Source organism: Pseudobacteriovorax antillogorgiicola, assembly GCF_900177345.1.
Lineage (GTDB): Bacteria > Bdellovibrionota_B > Oligoflexia > Oligoflexales > Oligoflexaceae > Pseudobacteriovorax > Pseudobacteriovorax antillogorgiicola.
In genome coordinates this window covers 90,322-106,253 of the sequence record NZ_FWZT01000016.1, presented here as the reverse complement: position 1 = coordinate 106,253, position 15,932 = coordinate 90,322, and the positions used below count along the sequence as shown (strand labels likewise).

Genomic DNA, 15,932 nt, shown 5'->3' with positions numbered 1-15,932 from the left:
TGTTATTAAAAATTTACTGATTGCATTGGTATTGGTTATTCTCTTTATCTCATTTTTGGTCAATACTGAAAATCTCCCGCTGTATCTAGGAAATCACGCCATCTACCCTATACCCTGGAGTATGACTGATGCGACTTTCATGACGATTTTCTAGTTAGATTAACTAGTTCATGAAACCTCAGTGTTTTATTTCTTTTCAAGGATGAACGATTTTTATAGACAGATAGGGGTCAAGTCTGAGCCTTAGAATCATTCGACCTCTGGACTTTGTGAATATTCCATAAAAAGAAATGTGGTATCATCAGCGGGCGGGAAGTTCTTCCAAGTTTTGGCAGTCAATTCTAAGAGAGCAGCCTTCGCCTCCTCAATGGAAGAACTCGACTTAAGAACCGAAAGCAGTTGTCGCTTCTTCAGCCTTTCTCCTTTCGGCCCTCCATTTTCGATCAGACCGTCGGTATACATAAAGATTCTGTCATCACTACTCAAGGCAAACTCTTCTACTGCTAGCGAAATGTTTCGATCCAAACCAAATGGTTGGGATGGAGCACATAAGCTATGCAGCTTTCGATTCTTTGGCGAAAAATGATAGGCTGGCTGGTGACCAGCGTTGCAGTAATAGGCACGATTCGCCTTGCAATCAATACCGATCATCGCCATAGTCATCAGCCTATCAGCCCTTGCGCCTACAGCTAGAACTGCCTCATTCAGGCCCTTGCTGAGGCTTTGAAGAACTAAAGGTATAGGGGCTTTATCAATCACATCACTTCTTGTGAAAAAGCTTTTGATAGCTCCGGAAGCCGCTCCTGTTACCAACGCCGAAGCAACTCCATGCCCAGTAACGTCCCCCGCAAAGGCAAAAAATCTTTGGTTATCTGAATCGAAAACAAAATCGAAGTAATCACCTCCGGCCTGCTGATCAGCCACTTGATAGAAGGATTCGGTTTCGATCGGTCCAAATTTTTTTTCATTTGGCAGGAAGGCACTCTGCACAATCTTTGCTTCTTGCATGTGAATCTGCACCCCAACCGCACGATGATGCTTATCCGCTAGTAAGATAGCTTGCCCTAGGAACATCGCGATAAGTGCAAAATACATGGTATTGGCGGTTTCCCATAGATAATGGGCGTAGCCAACATCATTTATCAGTGCGATGACAAACACCATACAAAAGCCAAGGTTAATCCTAGCTTCAACGCGATGTTTAACATTATGTCGGCTATGGTAAATGAGAAGGCCGACCAGCGCAACTGCCGCTAATAGATCATAAATTTCAAACCATGTGACAAACTGTCTGACGGATGGATAGTCTGGTGCAACAAAAGGATAAATAAGTGGTATCAAAGATAAGATCATTGCAACCTTCGCCAGTCGATCGTTGATCAGAAAGCCCTCTATAAGATGTTTGTAGTATTGAAAGATCAAAAGTGGAACTAGAATCATAGTTGAGTAGAGGATTCGAAAATTGATCTGATCGTAGGCAGCGGCCCCACCAGGAAACAGTGATTCTATAATACGATCGGCACTTAATTGTCGGAATACCATGACGAAGCAGCCTAAGGAAAAGTAAAGACTCGTAAGATCCCCTTGTCGACGGCTCAAGTAAAAGAGTAAATGATAGAGCCCAAGCAATAGCAGTACCGCCAAACCAGATACCCTACCGAGCAGGTTGAGAAATGTCTCTCGAATGAGAATCTCATAATGGCCGATCTTTGGCGGGATCAAGATGCCTCTCGCATTGAAGTTGAAGCTACTCACGCGAATGAGCAGGGTTAGTTCAGAATTTTCGTGGGTATAGATAGGGTAGGTCCGGCTGAGCCACCAGTGAAGCTCCGTCTCACGGCTAGTGCCTATTTTACCAGAGTAGGCAACAATTGCCCCTGTTTCTAAGACCTCTACCTCAAATGCTGCATTCAGCCCAATATTCTCTTGCCAAGCGATGAGGCTTAGAGACTTTGGAATATTTAATTTTAAAATATAGGTGCCATAGGACACCCCACTAAGACCAGCTTCCGTCGTCCAGCTCTCCCCGATTGGAACCTCGACTGCCTTAGAAATACTATCGGCATAATTTGCCGCGTTTACGAAGTGCTCCGGAATGAATTGAATCTTGCCAGTCGGTCGCACATAAGCCTTACCCATGGTTAGTTCATTGAGGTCGAGAGTCGAGTCTACTAAAACTCGATCTTGTGCATAGCTAATGCTGCTACCCGTTGCTAGAGCTCCCAGGAGCAGAAAGACTAAATTTAAAGGTTTGACTTTCACAACCCAGCTCTGAGTAAAAGACCGTCCCTTTTCATTCGGAATTCTTGGGGTTTTAGAGATAGGCAAATTCACCCGTACTAACGAGAAGAGCCTGCTGAGAACTATCAACAGGCTCATAAACGCTTACTGGGTTCCGTCTACGACAATAGTAACGTTCCTACGGCAAAGGGAGGCTTGCCGTACGAATCTCAAAGACACCTCGGCTATAGCCGAGTATTTGAAGCTTAAAACATACATTCTCGTCAGTCACCAGATACACATCGCCTTTGGATGTGACACTGTGAGTCGCAAAATCATAATCATACCAATCGTTTAGTATTGGATTTCCGGAAAAAGTCCCTGATCCAGGGGGGCCTGGAACTGGAAGTTCTTCGTCATAAGCCAGGGCATCAAATACACATTCGTTAACAGCCTCGAAATCTTTTTTACCGCTATGAAACACTCCGATTGCACCATCGCCACTAGTTCCGGAATTAGTCTGAAACTGAGTGCGCTTGACACTGAGATCCCAAGCCGAGTCTTGCTCTGCAACAATCAACCCTTCTTCGAACTTAAGGAAGATTGGGTTCTCATATGACGAGGCATCCACTGTAACTGTAACTGGCTCTGCAGCGATTCGTTCTGTAGATTCCCTGCTTGAGCTTGGCTTGGTATTCTCTCGTGCTAGTGCCGTATCGTTCGACTCATTGCCCGATCGTTCACTACCTTGCTCTGATCCACAAGCTAGGAGTAAACAAAGTGGTAAGGCATAGTATAACTTCATTTGAGATGTCCTTATATGATAATTATTCTCATTATCATTTTCATACCGCATACCCAGAGTTTTCTACAAGGTGTTTTTTTGTAAAACCTTCAATTAAAGTGGGACTTGCCTCTTGAGAATGAGAATTCCATTTATAGCCAAGACCTCTAACAGTGTGTATAGCCTGCCCCATAGGCCCTAGTTTTTTTCTCAAAGCCTGGATATGGACATCGATATTACGAGGAATGATCTTATGATTCGGAGCGATGGTCCGCAGAAGCTGTTGTCTGGATCGCACCACTCCAACCTTCCAGAGTAGCGCTGATAAGACCCGAAATTCGCTGAGTGTTAGATGCAATGAACGCTCTTCATGGAACGCTTCGTAATTCTCCAAATCTAATTTTAGGCCATCGCACTCTAGGATCGCTCGTTCAAACTCAATCATGGGAGACCTCCTGCGTAAGTAATTCAGGGTTTAGCTGATTATTTGACTTTACTGCGACAGCGAAATCTGCCCTCAGCCCATAGCGCTCATCCTGAAGCTCAGAGATGATTTCAGCGGTAGTTTGGCCATGGTCCGAAACAAAAGTAATCACTGTTGGATTAAACGGCGAGCGACGCTCTAGTTCTTCGACGACTCCGTGGCGATAGTCACTGTGAAAGCTACCACAAAGAAGGAATGATAGAGGAAATTGACGCTCAGCAAGAAGTTCTTTTGCCATCGTATTATCCACCAAAGACTGAGCCGCAAAGTAGTTATCAACTTGGGCTCCGCCATGACCACCCATAGCATCTAAGAATCTTTCGTAGTATGACAGTGATCCCAAGGCGAAATCCTGGGGAAGCCACTCTGGGTCGAGCGCTTCCATGCCTCCTTGAGAAACCTGACTCTTGATAGATCGCGATAGATTCAATGGAATCACAGAACCATTGAGGCGCCGTATGGCCTCTAAAACGACCCCGTAGCTCTGATTTCCCTCGTAGGGCCCGAGCAGCTCCCCCAAAGCCTCTTTTGTAGAGGTTTCCTTGTTCCAATAGCGTTTGAGAGCCATGTTCACCTGCTCTTTTTGGTCGATATTCAAAAACTCCCAGCCAAAATCAAAGGAGTTCTGGTTTTTTTGGCTGCGAACGATACCGGCAATTAATTTTGCTGTAGCCTTCTGGATTTCATCGGTGTAGTGCTGCTCTCCCACCACAAAGATTGGTCCCTCAGAAGCTAGATCACCAAGGCTCACCTCTTTGCCATGATTAAGATCGATGATGCGTGCCATGCCTGTGCTTGAAAACAAACCAAGACACATAAGTGTTACTATCCAACGACTCATAAAGTCCTCCGTAGGATTCGTTTAAATGATAATTATTCTCATTATCATATTTAGAATTCTTGTCAACGAATTTCGATGTCGCTATGTCTGGATTGATAGGATCTCATGATGAAAGGCAGGCAAGCTGCTGGTAAGTGACCAGCAGCAAGTTTTTTTATTGGGCAGCTACTGTCGCCAGTAGGTTCCGCCAAGACTCTAGTTCAGGCTGTCCCGGCTTGCGTTCACCAAAAAACTGACAGATAAGCTGGCCCTCATGACTATAGATCTCTAGGCTGGTGATGTCGCCATCGACACTGGGTTTAGTCACTTTGTATACTGAACCTACATCTTGGGCATTAAAATGAAGGTTGAACTCGCGATCGAGAAAATTCAACCAAGAGCCCATCTTTCGATAGGTCTGAGCTTTCCCGGTGAATATTTGAATCATATCATCGTTGCCCACGAAAGCCATAAAGTCTTGCTGTTGCTCAACGACTCTTTGGAAGAGGACCTCTAAGGCACTCAATGGCAGTCTTTCCGTATAAGTTCCTTCGGCTGCTTTCATCGCATCAACCCGAAGCAAACCATGCCGTTTCAAAAGCTGGAAGAATTCGTGTGTGTCTTTCAGCTGAGCCCATTCTTCTAGAAACAGTTTTTTATCGTAAGGCTTCGAAGACTGTGCCTCCGGTTTTGATTCAACCAAAACGAATCCAAAGTCACGATCATCCCGAAGATCTTGACTAATCTGTTCAAAGGCTTGCTGCTGCTCTTGATCTAAAGCGTAAATTTTATGGACCGCTTCCCCAAAGCGATTGAAGAATTGAATCGACCTTAGAGTACGATCTTGCTTGCGACTCTCCACAGCGTACGCATGGCGCCAATTGCGGAGAAACAATCGTAAGTCGATTCCTGGGTTCAGGGCAAGCCCCATGGGTCCATGAAACTCTAATTTATCATAGACCCCCTTGGTTTCAATCACGCAACTAGGGTTCCTGGTAAGAGCCATAACTTTTCCTAAGCTTCTGATAGACTTCAAGATCCGAGGCATGTCTGCCACGAGTGGTATCACGCTCTGATTCTCGTCAATGAGAAGTAATTGCTCCTCACTAACCTCTAGCTGCTTGGCCGCATCGAAAATCCGTACTTTGGGATTCTGGCTACTAAATTCCTGCCATCGATTTTTTATCTCTTCAGCTACATGTGTCATAGTTCTTTCCTTTATTGGGATTTCGTGAATGGATGAATATGAGAATGACTGCTAAGGTCATCTAGATTTAAGTCAAATACTGAGCAAAGTCGCTCTGGGCTAAGCGCCTCTTCAGGGTAGCCCACAAAATCAAGTCGGCCGTCCTTCATCAAAACAATTCTATCTGCCAGTAACTTTGCTAGATTCAAATCATGTAAGACAGCACATACGGCATAGTTTCCCGTTTCACAAAGCCTCTTAAAATTCCTCATCACTTTGATCTGAAAACCGATATCTAGAGCAGATGTAGGCTCATCAAGGAAAATACTATGAAAACCCTGATCTTTCGTTAGGGCTTGCAGGTAAACCCGAGCGCCGTTGATACGCTGGACTTCCCCTCCAGACATTTCAGTGATCTTCTTGTCTAAGAGATGAGTCAATTCGAACACACGAACCCCGTGGTTCCACGCTGCTTGATCTGGCTTCATCATCCCCATCTTTAAGATCTGTCGGCCGATGAATGGAAAACTCGCTATCAGTGACTGCTCAAGCACCGAACGGGTTAAAGCCAAGTCCTGGGGACTGTAGTCTTGAATAGCCCTCTGTTTGAGAAAGACTTGGCCCTGCTCGGCCTTGAGATCACCAGTTAAATGCTTCATCAAAGTGGTCTTTCCTGAGCCGTTAGGACCCAGTATCGCCACAAATTCGCCAGCCCTTATCTCAAGGTTGATATTGCGAAGAATCTTTGTATGTCCAATGCCAAAGCTAAGGTGTTGAACTTGAATCATAAGTGCCCCCGTTTCTTATAGCGAAGGAGGAGATACATAAAGAAAGGTCCACCGACACCACTCGTAACGATTCCAATCGGTAACTCCGCTGGAAATACCACCGTTTTTGCTACGTAATCAGCAAGTAGGATAAGACTCGGGCCTAAAATCACACACCCCTTCAACACTTGCCGATTCTCTGCTCCCCATATCATCCGTGCTATATGGGGCACAACAAGCCCCACAAACCCTATCAAGCCACAGAATGACACCGAAACGCCAACGCTCAAGGCAATCAGGGCAATCGTTTGAACCTTGATCTTTTCCACTGAAAATCCCAGGTGTCGGGCGACACTTTCCCCGAGGGATATCGCGTTCAAGGCATCTGCGAAGCGAAAGCTAAAGATAACAACTATCACCGTTGTTATCGCTGTGATGAGGACTGCCGACCACTCCTGCGACCCTATACTTCCAAGAGACCAGAAATTGATTGATCGCAGGCTCTCATCATCGGCCGAGAATATCAAAAAGCCTAGTAGCGCCCCGCAAACGGCATTCACAGCGACACCGGCGAGTATCAATATAGCGAGATTGCTCTTACCAGCAATCCAGCTGAGTCGAAAGACCATCAAACATGTTAGGCTTGCCCCTACAAAGGCCGCCATGGGAATCGATACACCGTCCAAGAAACCTAGAGCGAGTTGGCTACTTGCGAAGATAAAGAAGGCCGCAAATAGCGAGGCTCCTGTTGAGACTCCAACAAGGCTGGGAGCAGCCAAAGGGTTTTTGAAGATAGCCTGAGTCAAAGCCCCTGCCAGGGACAAAAGTAATCCATTGCAGATGGCCATGATCAGTCTCGGCAGTCGCAGATGCAAAATCAACTGAACATCGACTTGCTCTAGGAGCTGGGAAATCGTAACCCAGGCCTCGATCCGAGGCCAGTCATCCAGAAGGTAGATCCCACTCATAAGAAACAGCATAGCTATTAGAAAAAAAGCAGAGTACTGTTTCATATAGACGATCATGATCGCCATTGTAGGGACTCCAAACCTCGGATAAGATCAAGGGCAGCTTCCCCAAGACGGTGAGTGAAACCCAAAAATTTAAGATCATCAATAAAGAGAATACGTTTTTGTTTTGCTGCCGCGGTATACTTGATTCCAGGGATCATCTGCTGAATCTCTTGAACAGTCATTTTTTCTTTGCTGTTTTCAGGAAATACAATCACGTCAGGGTTAAGCTTCATAATTGCCTCACCTGATACAGGCTTGAAACCCTTGCCGGGAAATGCATTCTTAAGTCCTAAGATTCGAAACATCTCATCCGGCCCGGTGTCACGCCCTGCAACCATCATGCGATCGCGCCCTCGAGAATAAATAAATAGGATTTTTACTCCCGGACGAATGGTCTTAGCTTTTACCTTGGCTCTACTAAGATCCGACTTCATCTGCTTGATAAGCTCCCTAGCTTGATCTGCCTTATTCAGCTTGGCTCCAAGCTTCAGAATTCTATCTTCTGCAGCTTCCACAGTTTTTTTAGAGCTTAGAGTTTCAATTGGGATGCCTAGGCTTTTGAGTTTCTCAACTTCTTTTATGGGTCCAGCACTGTCGATCATAAAGATTCGATCTGCTTTCTGTTTTACAACCCCTTCTGCACTCAACTGGCGATAGTACCCCAAATTCGGGACTCTTTCGAGCAGATCACTAGGATAAACACTAGTCGCATCGGCAGCAACGATATCCTGACAATGGCCCAAGGCACAGATGACTTCAGTAATACTACCACCGATGGCAACCAAACGTTGTTCTTTAGCCTGTACGCCTGTACTCAATAGCATCACGCTGGCCAATGTCACCGCTATCTTTTTTAAATTCATAGGTCTTCCTCTTCATTAATTCAATGATAGACTAAGGTTCAATTTTCTGAATTTGAAAGCTCACGTGGGCTGGAGTCCCAACGTTGTCATAGTAGCCAAGAAAGCTCATGCCATAAAGCTGATGATCGGTAGTATAGACAACATAGACACGAGATGGTTTTGGCGTCAAGACGTGGCTATTGATATCATAGTCGTACCAAGCATCCTCGCCATTGAACACATAACCATCCTCTGGTTTCTCAGCCTCTTGATCAACCTGAAATGCATCCCGGCCCGGGCTCGAAACTGAACCAATACTTCCTTCTAGGATCGCTGCGGCAGTGGGTGGAGTAGAAGCCTGGTTAAGCTTGATACGGTATCTCTGAATCGCAATATCCCATGGTCCCGCTTCATCTACGGCAAGGGTATCTTGGTCTAAGTCCAGGTAAATCCAGGCATCTTCCGCAGTAGCGTCGATGCTTATGCTATCGTTGCTGGTTAAGTCCGTAGCTTCATTGATGGTTTGCTCCTGGCTATCATCTCCTGAATCACCACACCCTTGCAGAATAAGTAGCGGTAACGCTAAAGTCACAATCATTTTCATAGTCGGGTCCCCCAAAGTTGGTCAGTAGTAGGCACAACGCCTCAAAAGATTATTTGAAAATCGATTCAAAAATATAGTTAAGGCACTAATACCGTGCCCTCACCGAAACACTATAGGATCTAGGCTTGATAGGGAGGTACCGAGCATCACCCTCATCGAGAAGATTGTCACCGACCAATCCTAGCTGCCAAGTTTGATTCACCTTATATTGAATTGCCAATCGGCCGCTGACGTATGGGTCTTGCCATAGATCTTCTGCCTCCCTATAGAACACTCGTTTTCCGAAGTGATTAAGACTTAGCAAAAGGTCTAGAGATTGATGAGGGTGGACGGTAACTGCAAGCTTGCTGCGATGTCGGGGCCGATCTTGAATCTGACGATCCAATTCACGATCTCGGGAATCAATCTCACTGTGGCTCATTTTCATGCTATAGTACTGATTGCCGTAAATCTGTAATTCAGCACTGTAACCCTGATAGCGAGCTTTTTGAATATTTTCATAGCGATACATAGGGCTAATCGGAGTGGACTCTGAATTCAGTGTCGTTACAATTAAGTTATCGAAGTCATTTTGAAAAACAGTTAAGGCAAGGCGCAAGCGAGTCCATTGCCCCTCTAGATTGAGAGATGTGTATTGAGATGTTTCCGGCTCCAGATCTTGATTGCCTGTCACTTCATAGCCTACAGATGTATTGACGAAGTTCATATACAGCTCCTTAAAACTCGGGGCTCTGAAGCCTTCGCTATAGGTTGCTGAGAGCTGAAGGTGATCTGTCAGTTGGTAGGCTAGAGAGCCATGACTGCTTTGATGTTGCCCAAACTGACCATCGTTCTCTAGCCTAGTGCCAAATACGCCCGTTAACTTTCTCCAATTCACCTCGTCCTGGATATAAAGATCCGTCACGGATTTCTCTTTGCTGTCACCAGCAACTCGATCTGAATCAAAGCTAGTTTCGGTTTGATCGAAGCCAGCTGATAAACTGTGATGAGAAATCTGTTCATCCCACGCTAGGCCCACTGATTGGCTTGTTTCTAAAGTATCCTCTTTGGTATCGAGGATATTAGCGCCTCGTTGGTCAAGTTCATAAGCGTCATCATATCGATCGTAGCTCGCCTTAACTTTAACCTGACCAGTACGATCGTTATTATATGTGTGCTGAATCATGGATGAGAGGAGGTGAATGTCATTACTCCGGTCAATGACCGCACGGCTAATAGGATTAGCGTCTGTAATGCCAATCCGCCGATTCTGATATTGGTTGACGAAAACGGTTTCACCCCAACGCCCTAAGTCCTGTGAGAATTGAATACCAAGCCCTACTTCGTCAAGGTCCGGAGTCTTCAAAGTGCCCGTATCGTCATTGCGTTCATAACCAGGGTTTATGTAGCGATCACCCTGAATCTGCAACCCTTGGTCATCGGTGTTATAGACGGCTTGAGCACTTAGTCCACGTTCGCCGAGCGACCCACCACGAGCCATTACTTCGACCTCCTTCAAAGTTCCCCAACGAGTGATGATATTTATGGTTCCAGCCATAGCATCTGAACCATGAAGAGATGAGCTTGGGCCTTTGATAATCTCGATACGCTCGACACGATCAAGCTTGATCCTACTGATATCATATTCACCATTAAGTCGACCCAATAGGGGCACCCCATTAATCATGATCTTGATATACTTCCCTCCCACTCCATATAGAGTCAGAGTTTTGCCTCGATGGCCATCCATCACTCGAAAACCTGGATAGCTTTCCATCAAGCCCGAGAGGTTGGTCGCCCCACTCAACTCGATCTCATCACGACTTATGATCATTGTCTTGGTTCTGGTTTCTGAAAAATTTTCGAGCCTTCGGTCGATAATCGTCATATTTTCCATGGCTAGGGCAATCCCCGGAGCCATTAAAAGCATAATTAATACTGCGTGTTGCATGGGTCCCCTCCAATTGATCGAGCTGCAGTATACATATAATGAAAATCATTATCAATATCACTATCGTCTTTTTTTTGGAAAACTTGAGAAAAAATAAATTGAGAAACAGAGGGATAGGGAAAACCTACGCCCGCGAAGGCCTCTAAGTTAGGATTTTCCTTGAATTGCGTACGCCACTTCGTTATCTTCTGTTCGCTTTTTCAAACAACTGAAGAGAACCCCCTACCAAATGAGGTTTTTATGTTTAAGTCAGTTCAGTATGCTTCCTTACTCGCCTACCTCTCGCCCACCTTGGCCTTTGGTGCTACCATTCCAGCTACAGAAGACCTGAATCGTGAAACAGAGTTTTCTGGCTTTGCTGAGCAAGAACTCGAACCATTTTTTGAATCTGGTGATGAGCAATGGATTACTGGAGAGAAAGGGCTCTCTCTGAGACTTCGAACCTTCCTACAAGACGGGGACAAAGCCATTGTCATGGCCCATGGCTTTGTCGAGAATATTAACCGATACAAAGAAACAATCTACGACTTCTACCAGGCGGGATACTCTATTTTCGCCTACGACCATCGTGGTCATGGTGCCTCCGATCTGATAGCAAAAAACCCAGATGTTGGTCATGTGGATCGCTGGGACAACTATGTGAAAGACTTCTCTCAAGTGGTCGAGCTTGCCAGTCGCGACTTTGATAAAATCTACTTGTTCGGTCACTCCATGGGCGGCGCAGTTGTTACCACCTATCTCCAAGGAGAGCCAAACCCGAAAGTGGCAAAAGCAGTACTCAGCGCCCCCATGCATGAGATTCCAACTGACCCTTATCCCAAGTTAATTGCCCGCGGAATTGTTGGTAGTGCTGTCCTTATTGGACTTGGAGAAAAATGGGCTCCAGGAGAAGGCCCCAACGACCCGGAAACCTGGACAATCGATACTTTCAATGAATCCCGTTCTAAAGCACGGGTCGATTACTACATTGCAGAGATGAAAGCCTTAGGTTGGGGGAGCCGAGCCGGGGCTTCAAATAACTGGGTGAAAGAGGTCCTTGATGCCACCAAAAGGATGACTAAGAGTTGGCAGATAAAGAAGATTTCGACACCACTCCTTATTTTGCAAGCCTCAGACGACGATTTTGCTCTTCCAGGCGGCCAAGAAAAAGTATGTGCCGAAGCTCCTAGCTGTAAGCTGGTACAATATGAAAACTCATTTCACTCACTGTTCATAGAAGTCGACCGAATTCGCGTCCCCTATTTTCAAGATATCTTTAAGTTCTTAGCTGAATAAGTGCAGGTCGCCGCTTGGCAAAAATGCTGAGCGGCCTAGACATGTTTCTGATAGCGAAGCAGATAGTTTTGAAGAAGGCTTTGAACCCAGGATGTGTAATCTGAGTTCTCGTCGAGGATGGTTTCACAGCTCTTTAAAAATCGCCCTTCCTCACGGCTAAGACGGACCATGATTCGGTGAGGCTCTTTGTTTGAGCGAGATCTCAGTTTCACTAACTGGTTTAGGAATAGATTCTTACCAGCAGAAGCTAGAATCAAATCATCTTCTCTAGTCGCTGGGAGTAGCAAGAAACCTTCGCCATCACATTCTAGCCTTTTATCTAAGATTTCCATTAGATCATATAGGGTCAGACTCTGTTCATGCCTTGCCAAGCGCCGTTTTTCATCTAAACTTAGCAGGCTCCTATCAAAGAATGGTGGATTGCAAAAAATTACATCGTAGCTTTGCTTCAAAGTCGGGATATCATTCCATTGATTGATATCCCCGTGATTGACTCTAAATCGATCTCCCCATGGGCTGCTAACAGAGTTAACATGTGCCTGACTTGCCGCTTCCTCGTCAATTTCAAGCCCGTCAATATACAACTTGGAATAACGCTGACATACCATCAAGCTCAAAAGTCCAGTACCGGTGCCGATATCAAGAGCCGTTCTTGCGCCAAGCTTTGGCGCAATCCACGCTCCGAAGATATTACTATCGGTGCAGACTCTCATTCCACAACGATTTTGCTCCACTGTAAACTGTTGAAACCTGAATGCCATAGGCCCTCCACTCCGTAAGCGGCTTGTTCTACCAGAGCGTGATTGAGAGGGCAACGACAAGGTGGGAGATGAGTGGAATTTAGAGCTGATTTAGATTCTGCGAAAACTACAAAAACAGTTTAACCTACGCTAAAATCATTAGCGGAGACTTGGGGCCAGGTCTAGTTGGCAAAATCTCGGGCTTAATTGCAGGTCTTACCCCATCCTCTTGCTTAGAGGATGCACAGACCCACTCTTACTACCCTTTGCTTGTCTCCTGAGCTTTAGTAGCTTGTCGCTGCTCTTCACCCTCGTGCTCGGAGCGAATGAGTTTTACGACCTTCTCGATTTCATCTTTGTTTAAAGCTCCATCCTTTCGGAAGATAACCTTACCATCGCGATCAAACAGTATAACGTCATAGGAATCATCTTGAAGCTCCCACTCTTTTACTAGGACTTTGTCTTTGTCCATAACATATAGGGTATTGGGGTACTCTTTTTGTTTCTTTTCCAGTACATTTTGTATAGCAAAGTTAGGTTTCCAAGTAGCGGCCATGTTGATAATAGCCACTGAACTGAACGCATTCGGGTTGAAATTCTCGCTTTTCAAGCGCTGGGTCAGAGCTTCATTCATTTCTGACTCGTCGGGATCTACGTAGACAAGCAGATGGGTTTTGTTCTGCAAACTATGGCTAGACCAAGAACTTTCATCTTTAACCAAGCCACCTTTGTCTCCTTGTAACTCAATGGTTTTCGGCTTTTTATGAAGCTCTGGAAGGCTTGCTAGTGCTGTAGAACTTGATAAGATACCTAGCGCACAGGCGACGGCGAAATATTTGTTCATGCGTTATTCCCCTCATTTGATCACATATCCATAGAATCTGGGATACACCATAAGCAGGCTCAAAGCCAGTAAAAAGCTAGCTACAAATTGATCCCTAGGTGCTGCGGATCGTGAAAAGGTAGAGGCGAGAAATCAGATTTCACTTTTAAAGAGTATTGTACACCCCAATTTGAATCAAACAAAATTTGCTGCCACTTAACAGGGCTAAACAAGGCAATGAAAGAATTTTATTTATGTCAATTGGAGAGATGGGAAGGTTGAAAGAAGGCATTAGATGTAGCTGGAATCAGGATCGTTTTCTCTCTGCACCGTCCCATTGACCCAAGTTAGCTATGGAGATCTCGCAGGGTCATCCATATTGAGTTTGTTCGATGAAGCCAACCTTATGCCACTGGACTCTCAACATGATTAAAATGCGGCTTAAACAGCCACATTCTAGATTCACTCCTACGACGTCTTCCATAGCAAATTGGCCGAATGCGGGACGAAATTGTCATCACCAATGGGGCTGTTGCCCCCGAGAATCCCTATATTTTTTGGCAAATACGGGCTTTCTTCCAGACTTTACCCGAAACACAGGACAGATCGCCACCGCAGTCGCTGTCTGTCTCACAGATGCAATTGCCATCCCGAGCGCAGCTTGGGAACCGGTATATTTGAGGGCTTTCTTTATCGAGAATCCTTTGCCACCAGGGATTCGAGAATGTGTTCAAGGGGTCAACCTTGTTCTTATAGGCGATAAAATCCTGCCATTTTTCGTAGTGACCCTGACCTACACCATAGAACGCTGCGGCTTGATTCTTGCCCCAGTGAGGCCTTGCATGATATTTCTGGAGAGTCAGCTGCTCAATTTCTTGCAAAACATGAAAATTTTTGGGAAGGGCAGGCACCTCGACCACTTCACCATCATCCGTCATCCCGCGAGTATTCATAAAGTATTCAAGGTCGATGAATACGCTAGTACGACCATAACTCGGGGCAATCCAAGCATCACTCGCCTCACCAAACCGAAAGTAAATTCCATTTAATGGAAAACAAACTCGATTCAAAAATGTACTATGTTGATCGATGATCTTTTTTACATCGGCAACCCACTCTGGCAGCTGATCCATGGCAATCGCGTATCCCTGGATAACCATGGGCAGAATATCCCAGGGGCAAGTTCCATTCTTGTTACACTTAAAATATTGCATTTGGTCGGACCAACCAACTGGATTTTTCTGCCACTTGCCATTGTCATAAAAATAGCTTTTCGATCGTAGAGTCTTTCTAAACTGGGCTAAGGCACATTCAGCAATTGGTCGGTTTGGTTGCACTGAAAACTGATAGGCTGTTTTAAAAGCTTTGATCATCCAATCAGGAAGTTCAGCTTGATTATTTTCCCCTTTTCCAGGGGTATCATTTGGAACAAAGTCATACAAAGTCGCTGTGTATTCTTGCAGTCCTGGGAACCAAGCAACATTTGCAGAATAGTGGTTTTCAGCCAAACGTTTCATCACTGCTGCAACTTCGTCATCTTTGCCCTTTTCAATCGTAGCCTTGACCTTCTTTAAGGGTTCTACGCGAAGCGTTGCGTCAACAACCACACCGAGAACACCCAGGTTCACTTTTACAGCTTCAAGCTCTTGCCCCTCAATAGTCCGAATACTACCGCGGCCATCCACCATAGTGACATTGATAAGATAGTCTGAAAGGCTTGCTCCCTGGGTCAGTGTTGAACCGTGAGTGCCACTTCCTAGCATCCCTCCGATAGAGAAAAACCCCCCTTCGGCAACCATATTGATGGCAAGCCCCTTTTCGTGTAGCGCACGATTCAGTTCATGGAGTCGCACTCCAGATTGAACCTTTGCCACTTGTTTTTTTTCATCGATCATCAGAATCCGATTGAGTCGCTCAGTGGTAATTTGAATTTGATGGTTGCCAGCGCATGCTGCATCGATCTGGCTATTAAAGTTTTTGGTCCCAGCCATCACTTTGCGACCACTGACTAAAGCCCTGCCTACGATAATCTGGACTTCTTCGGCACTTTCTGGTGAGATCATTTCTGCTTCGGGGCATTGAAAGGTACGCTCATAGTTGACATTGGTATCCCAAAGACCTGTGGTTTCAGCCTTGGCTGGATAGCTGCCTGCTATCGAAGCTACAAGAAACCATTGCTTTAGCATCATCCTCATTAGTAACTCCCTTTTTCTTGAGTAGGGCAAACAATGTTACAAGATATCCGAGCCGCTCACCTCACAAACTACCAGACAACTATTATTTGCTGCCATTGCTCCTTTGCTCATTGAGCTAGTAGAACTCCAACTATAAACTCTCTACCTAAGCTGGGGAACTGATAGTCAGTATTGAAACAGACCCGAGTATTCCGTTTATCAAAGTTTGCTAGAGACCTTTAAAAGTTTTGGAGATGTCTAACATAGCTG

At 45.4% G+C, this 15,932-nt stretch carries 14 protein-coding genes; 1 reads left to right on the top strand and 13 read right to left on the bottom strand.

Annotation, left to right across the window (positions count from 1 at the left end; all coding sequences use genetic code 11):
- Positions 1-249 precede the first annotated feature (249 nt).
- The 10 genes from B9N89_RS19755 to B9N89_RS19710 all read right to left on the bottom strand — a co-directional run bounded on the left by B9N89_RS19755 (position 250) and on the right by B9N89_RS19710 (position 10,650).
- Positions 250-2,262 carry a PP2C family protein-serine/threonine phosphatase gene (locus B9N89_RS19755; RefSeq protein WP_159455504.1) on the bottom strand — a complete coding sequence of 671 codons (2,013 nt, stop codon included), beginning with the start codon at positions 2,260-2,262 and terminating at the stop codon, positions 250-252.
- A gap of 157 nt (positions 2,263-2,419) precedes the next feature.
- Positions 2,420-3,025, bottom strand: a complete 606-nt coding sequence (locus B9N89_RS19750; RefSeq protein WP_159455503.1) for an HmuY family protein — start codon at positions 3,023-3,025, stop codon at positions 2,420-2,422.
- A 40-nt stretch (positions 3,026-3,065) separates the two neighbouring features.
- On the bottom strand, positions 3,066-3,449 hold the full coding sequence (locus B9N89_RS19745; protein ID WP_132321742.1) for a winged helix-turn-helix domain-containing protein: 384 nt from the start codon (positions 3,447-3,449) through the stop codon (positions 3,066-3,068).
- Positions 3,442-4,329 (bottom strand): ChaN family lipoprotein, encoded by an 888-nt coding sequence (locus tag B9N89_RS19740; protein WP_132321744.1) that lies wholly within the window; start codon positions 4,327-4,329, stop codon positions 3,442-3,444. Before B9N89_RS19740 ends, B9N89_RS19745 begins: the two co-directional genes overlap by 8 nt.
- A 154-nt stretch (positions 4,330-4,483) precedes the next feature.
- Entirely contained in the window at positions 4,484-5,515 is a 1,032-nt protein-coding gene (locus B9N89_RS19735; RefSeq protein WP_132321746.1) for a hemin-degrading factor, read from the bottom strand.
- 11 nt (positions 5,516-5,526) lie between these two features.
- Positions 5,527-6,282, bottom strand: a complete 756-nt coding sequence (locus tag B9N89_RS19730) for an ATP-binding cassette domain-containing protein (RefSeq protein WP_132321748.1) — start codon at positions 6,280-6,282, stop codon at positions 5,527-5,529.
- The gene (locus tag B9N89_RS19725; RefSeq protein WP_132321750.1) at positions 6,279-7,295 is read right to left on the bottom strand and encodes a FecCD family ABC transporter permease; all 1,017 of its coding nucleotides are present in this window, start codon (positions 7,293-7,295) and stop codon (positions 6,279-6,281) included. Before B9N89_RS19725 ends, B9N89_RS19730 begins: the two co-directional genes overlap by 4 nt.
- Complete coding sequence (locus tag B9N89_RS19720) at positions 7,283-8,137, bottom strand: heme/hemin ABC transporter substrate-binding protein (RefSeq protein ID WP_132321752.1); 855 nt, start codon at positions 8,135-8,137, stop codon at positions 7,283-7,285. The genes B9N89_RS19725 and B9N89_RS19720 overlap by 13 nt, the downstream gene beginning before the upstream one ends.
- 31 nt (positions 8,138-8,168) lie before the next feature.
- Positions 8,169-8,720 carry an HmuY family protein gene (locus tag B9N89_RS19715; protein ID WP_132321754.1) on the bottom strand — a complete coding sequence of 184 codons (552 nt, stop codon included), beginning with the start codon at positions 8,718-8,720 and terminating at the stop codon, positions 8,169-8,171.
- Positions 8,721-8,805: 85 nt separating this feature from the next.
- Entirely contained in the window at positions 8,806-10,650 is a 1,845-nt protein-coding gene (locus tag B9N89_RS19710) for a TonB-dependent receptor plug domain-containing protein (RefSeq protein WP_132321756.1), read from the bottom strand.
- Positions 10,651-10,890: 240 nt separating this feature from the next.
- Here B9N89_RS19710 and B9N89_RS19705 point away from each other — a divergent pair, with 240 nt between their 5' ends.
- Positions 10,891-11,925: an alpha/beta fold hydrolase gene (locus B9N89_RS19705; protein WP_132321758.1), complete on the top strand. Its 1,035-nt coding sequence runs from the start codon at positions 10,891-10,893 to the stop codon at positions 11,923-11,925.
- A gap of 35 nt (positions 11,926-11,960) precedes the next feature.
- Here the strand turns inward: B9N89_RS19705 and B9N89_RS19700 are convergent, their stop codons facing one another.
- The 3 genes from B9N89_RS19700 to B9N89_RS19690 all read right to left on the bottom strand — a co-directional run bounded on the left by B9N89_RS19700 (position 11,961) and on the right by B9N89_RS19690 (position 15,683).
- The gene (locus B9N89_RS19700; RefSeq protein WP_132321760.1) at positions 11,961-12,686 is read right to left on the bottom strand and encodes a tRNA1(Val) (adenine(37)-N6)-methyltransferase; all 726 of its coding nucleotides are present in this window, start codon (positions 12,684-12,686) and stop codon (positions 11,961-11,963) included.
- A gap of 238 nt (positions 12,687-12,924) precedes the next feature.
- Positions 12,925-13,509, bottom strand: a complete 585-nt coding sequence (locus B9N89_RS19695) for a YtfJ family protein (RefSeq protein WP_132321762.1) — start codon at positions 13,507-13,509, stop codon at positions 12,925-12,927.
- Positions 13,510-14,036: 527 nt separating this feature from the next.
- Positions 14,037-15,683, bottom strand: coding sequence for an FAD-binding protein (locus B9N89_RS19690; RefSeq protein WP_132321764.1), 1,647 nt, complete (start codon positions 15,681-15,683; stop codon positions 14,037-14,039).
- Between the last annotated feature and the right edge of the window lie 249 nt (positions 15,684-15,932).

Bases quoted from the DNA above. Each gene is read 5' to 3' on its own strand.
- B9N89_RS19700 (WP_132321760.1), bottom strand. From the start codon at position 12,686: ATGGCATTCAGGTTTCAACAGTTTACAGTGGAGCAAAATCGTTGTGGA.
- B9N89_RS19720 (WP_132321752.1), bottom strand. From the start codon at position 8,137: ATGAATTTAAAAAAGATAGCGGTGACATTGGCCAGCGTGATGCTATTG.
- B9N89_RS19690 (WP_132321764.1), bottom strand. From the start codon at position 15,683: ATGAGGATGATGCTAAAGCAATGGTTTCTTGTAGCTTCGATAGCAGGC.
- B9N89_RS19710 (WP_132321756.1), bottom strand. From the start codon at position 10,650: ATGCAACACGCAGTATTAATTATGCTTTTAATGGCTCCGGGGATTGCC.
- B9N89_RS19740 (WP_132321744.1), bottom strand. From the start codon at position 4,329: ATGAGTCGTTGGATAGTAACACTTATGTGTCTTGGTTTGTTTTCAAGC.
- B9N89_RS19730 (WP_132321748.1), bottom strand. From the start codon at position 6,282: ATGATTCAAGTTCAACACCTTAGCTTTGGCATTGGACATACAAAGATT.
- B9N89_RS19750 (WP_159455503.1), bottom strand. From the start codon at position 3,025: ATGAAGTTATACTATGCCTTACCACTTTGTTTACTCCTAGCTTGTGGA.
- B9N89_RS19715 (WP_132321754.1), bottom strand. From the start codon at position 8,720: ATGAAAATGATTGTGACTTTAGCGTTACCGCTACTTATTCTGCAAGGG.
- B9N89_RS19695 (WP_132321762.1), bottom strand. From the start codon at position 13,509: ATGAACAAATATTTCGCCGTCGCCTGTGCGCTAGGTATCTTATCAAGT.
- B9N89_RS19705 (WP_132321758.1), top strand. From the start codon at position 10,891: ATGTTTAAGTCAGTTCAGTATGCTTCCTTACTCGCCTACCTCTCGCCC.
- B9N89_RS19725 (WP_132321750.1), bottom strand. From the start codon at position 7,295: ATGGCGATCATGATCGTCTATATGAAACAGTACTCTGCTTTTTTTCTA.
- B9N89_RS19735 (WP_132321746.1), bottom strand. From the start codon at position 5,515: ATGACACATGTAGCTGAAGAGATAAAAAATCGATGGCAGGAATTTAGT.
- B9N89_RS19745 (WP_132321742.1), bottom strand. From the start codon at position 3,449: ATGATTGAGTTTGAACGAGCGATCCTAGAGTGCGATGGCCTAAAATTA.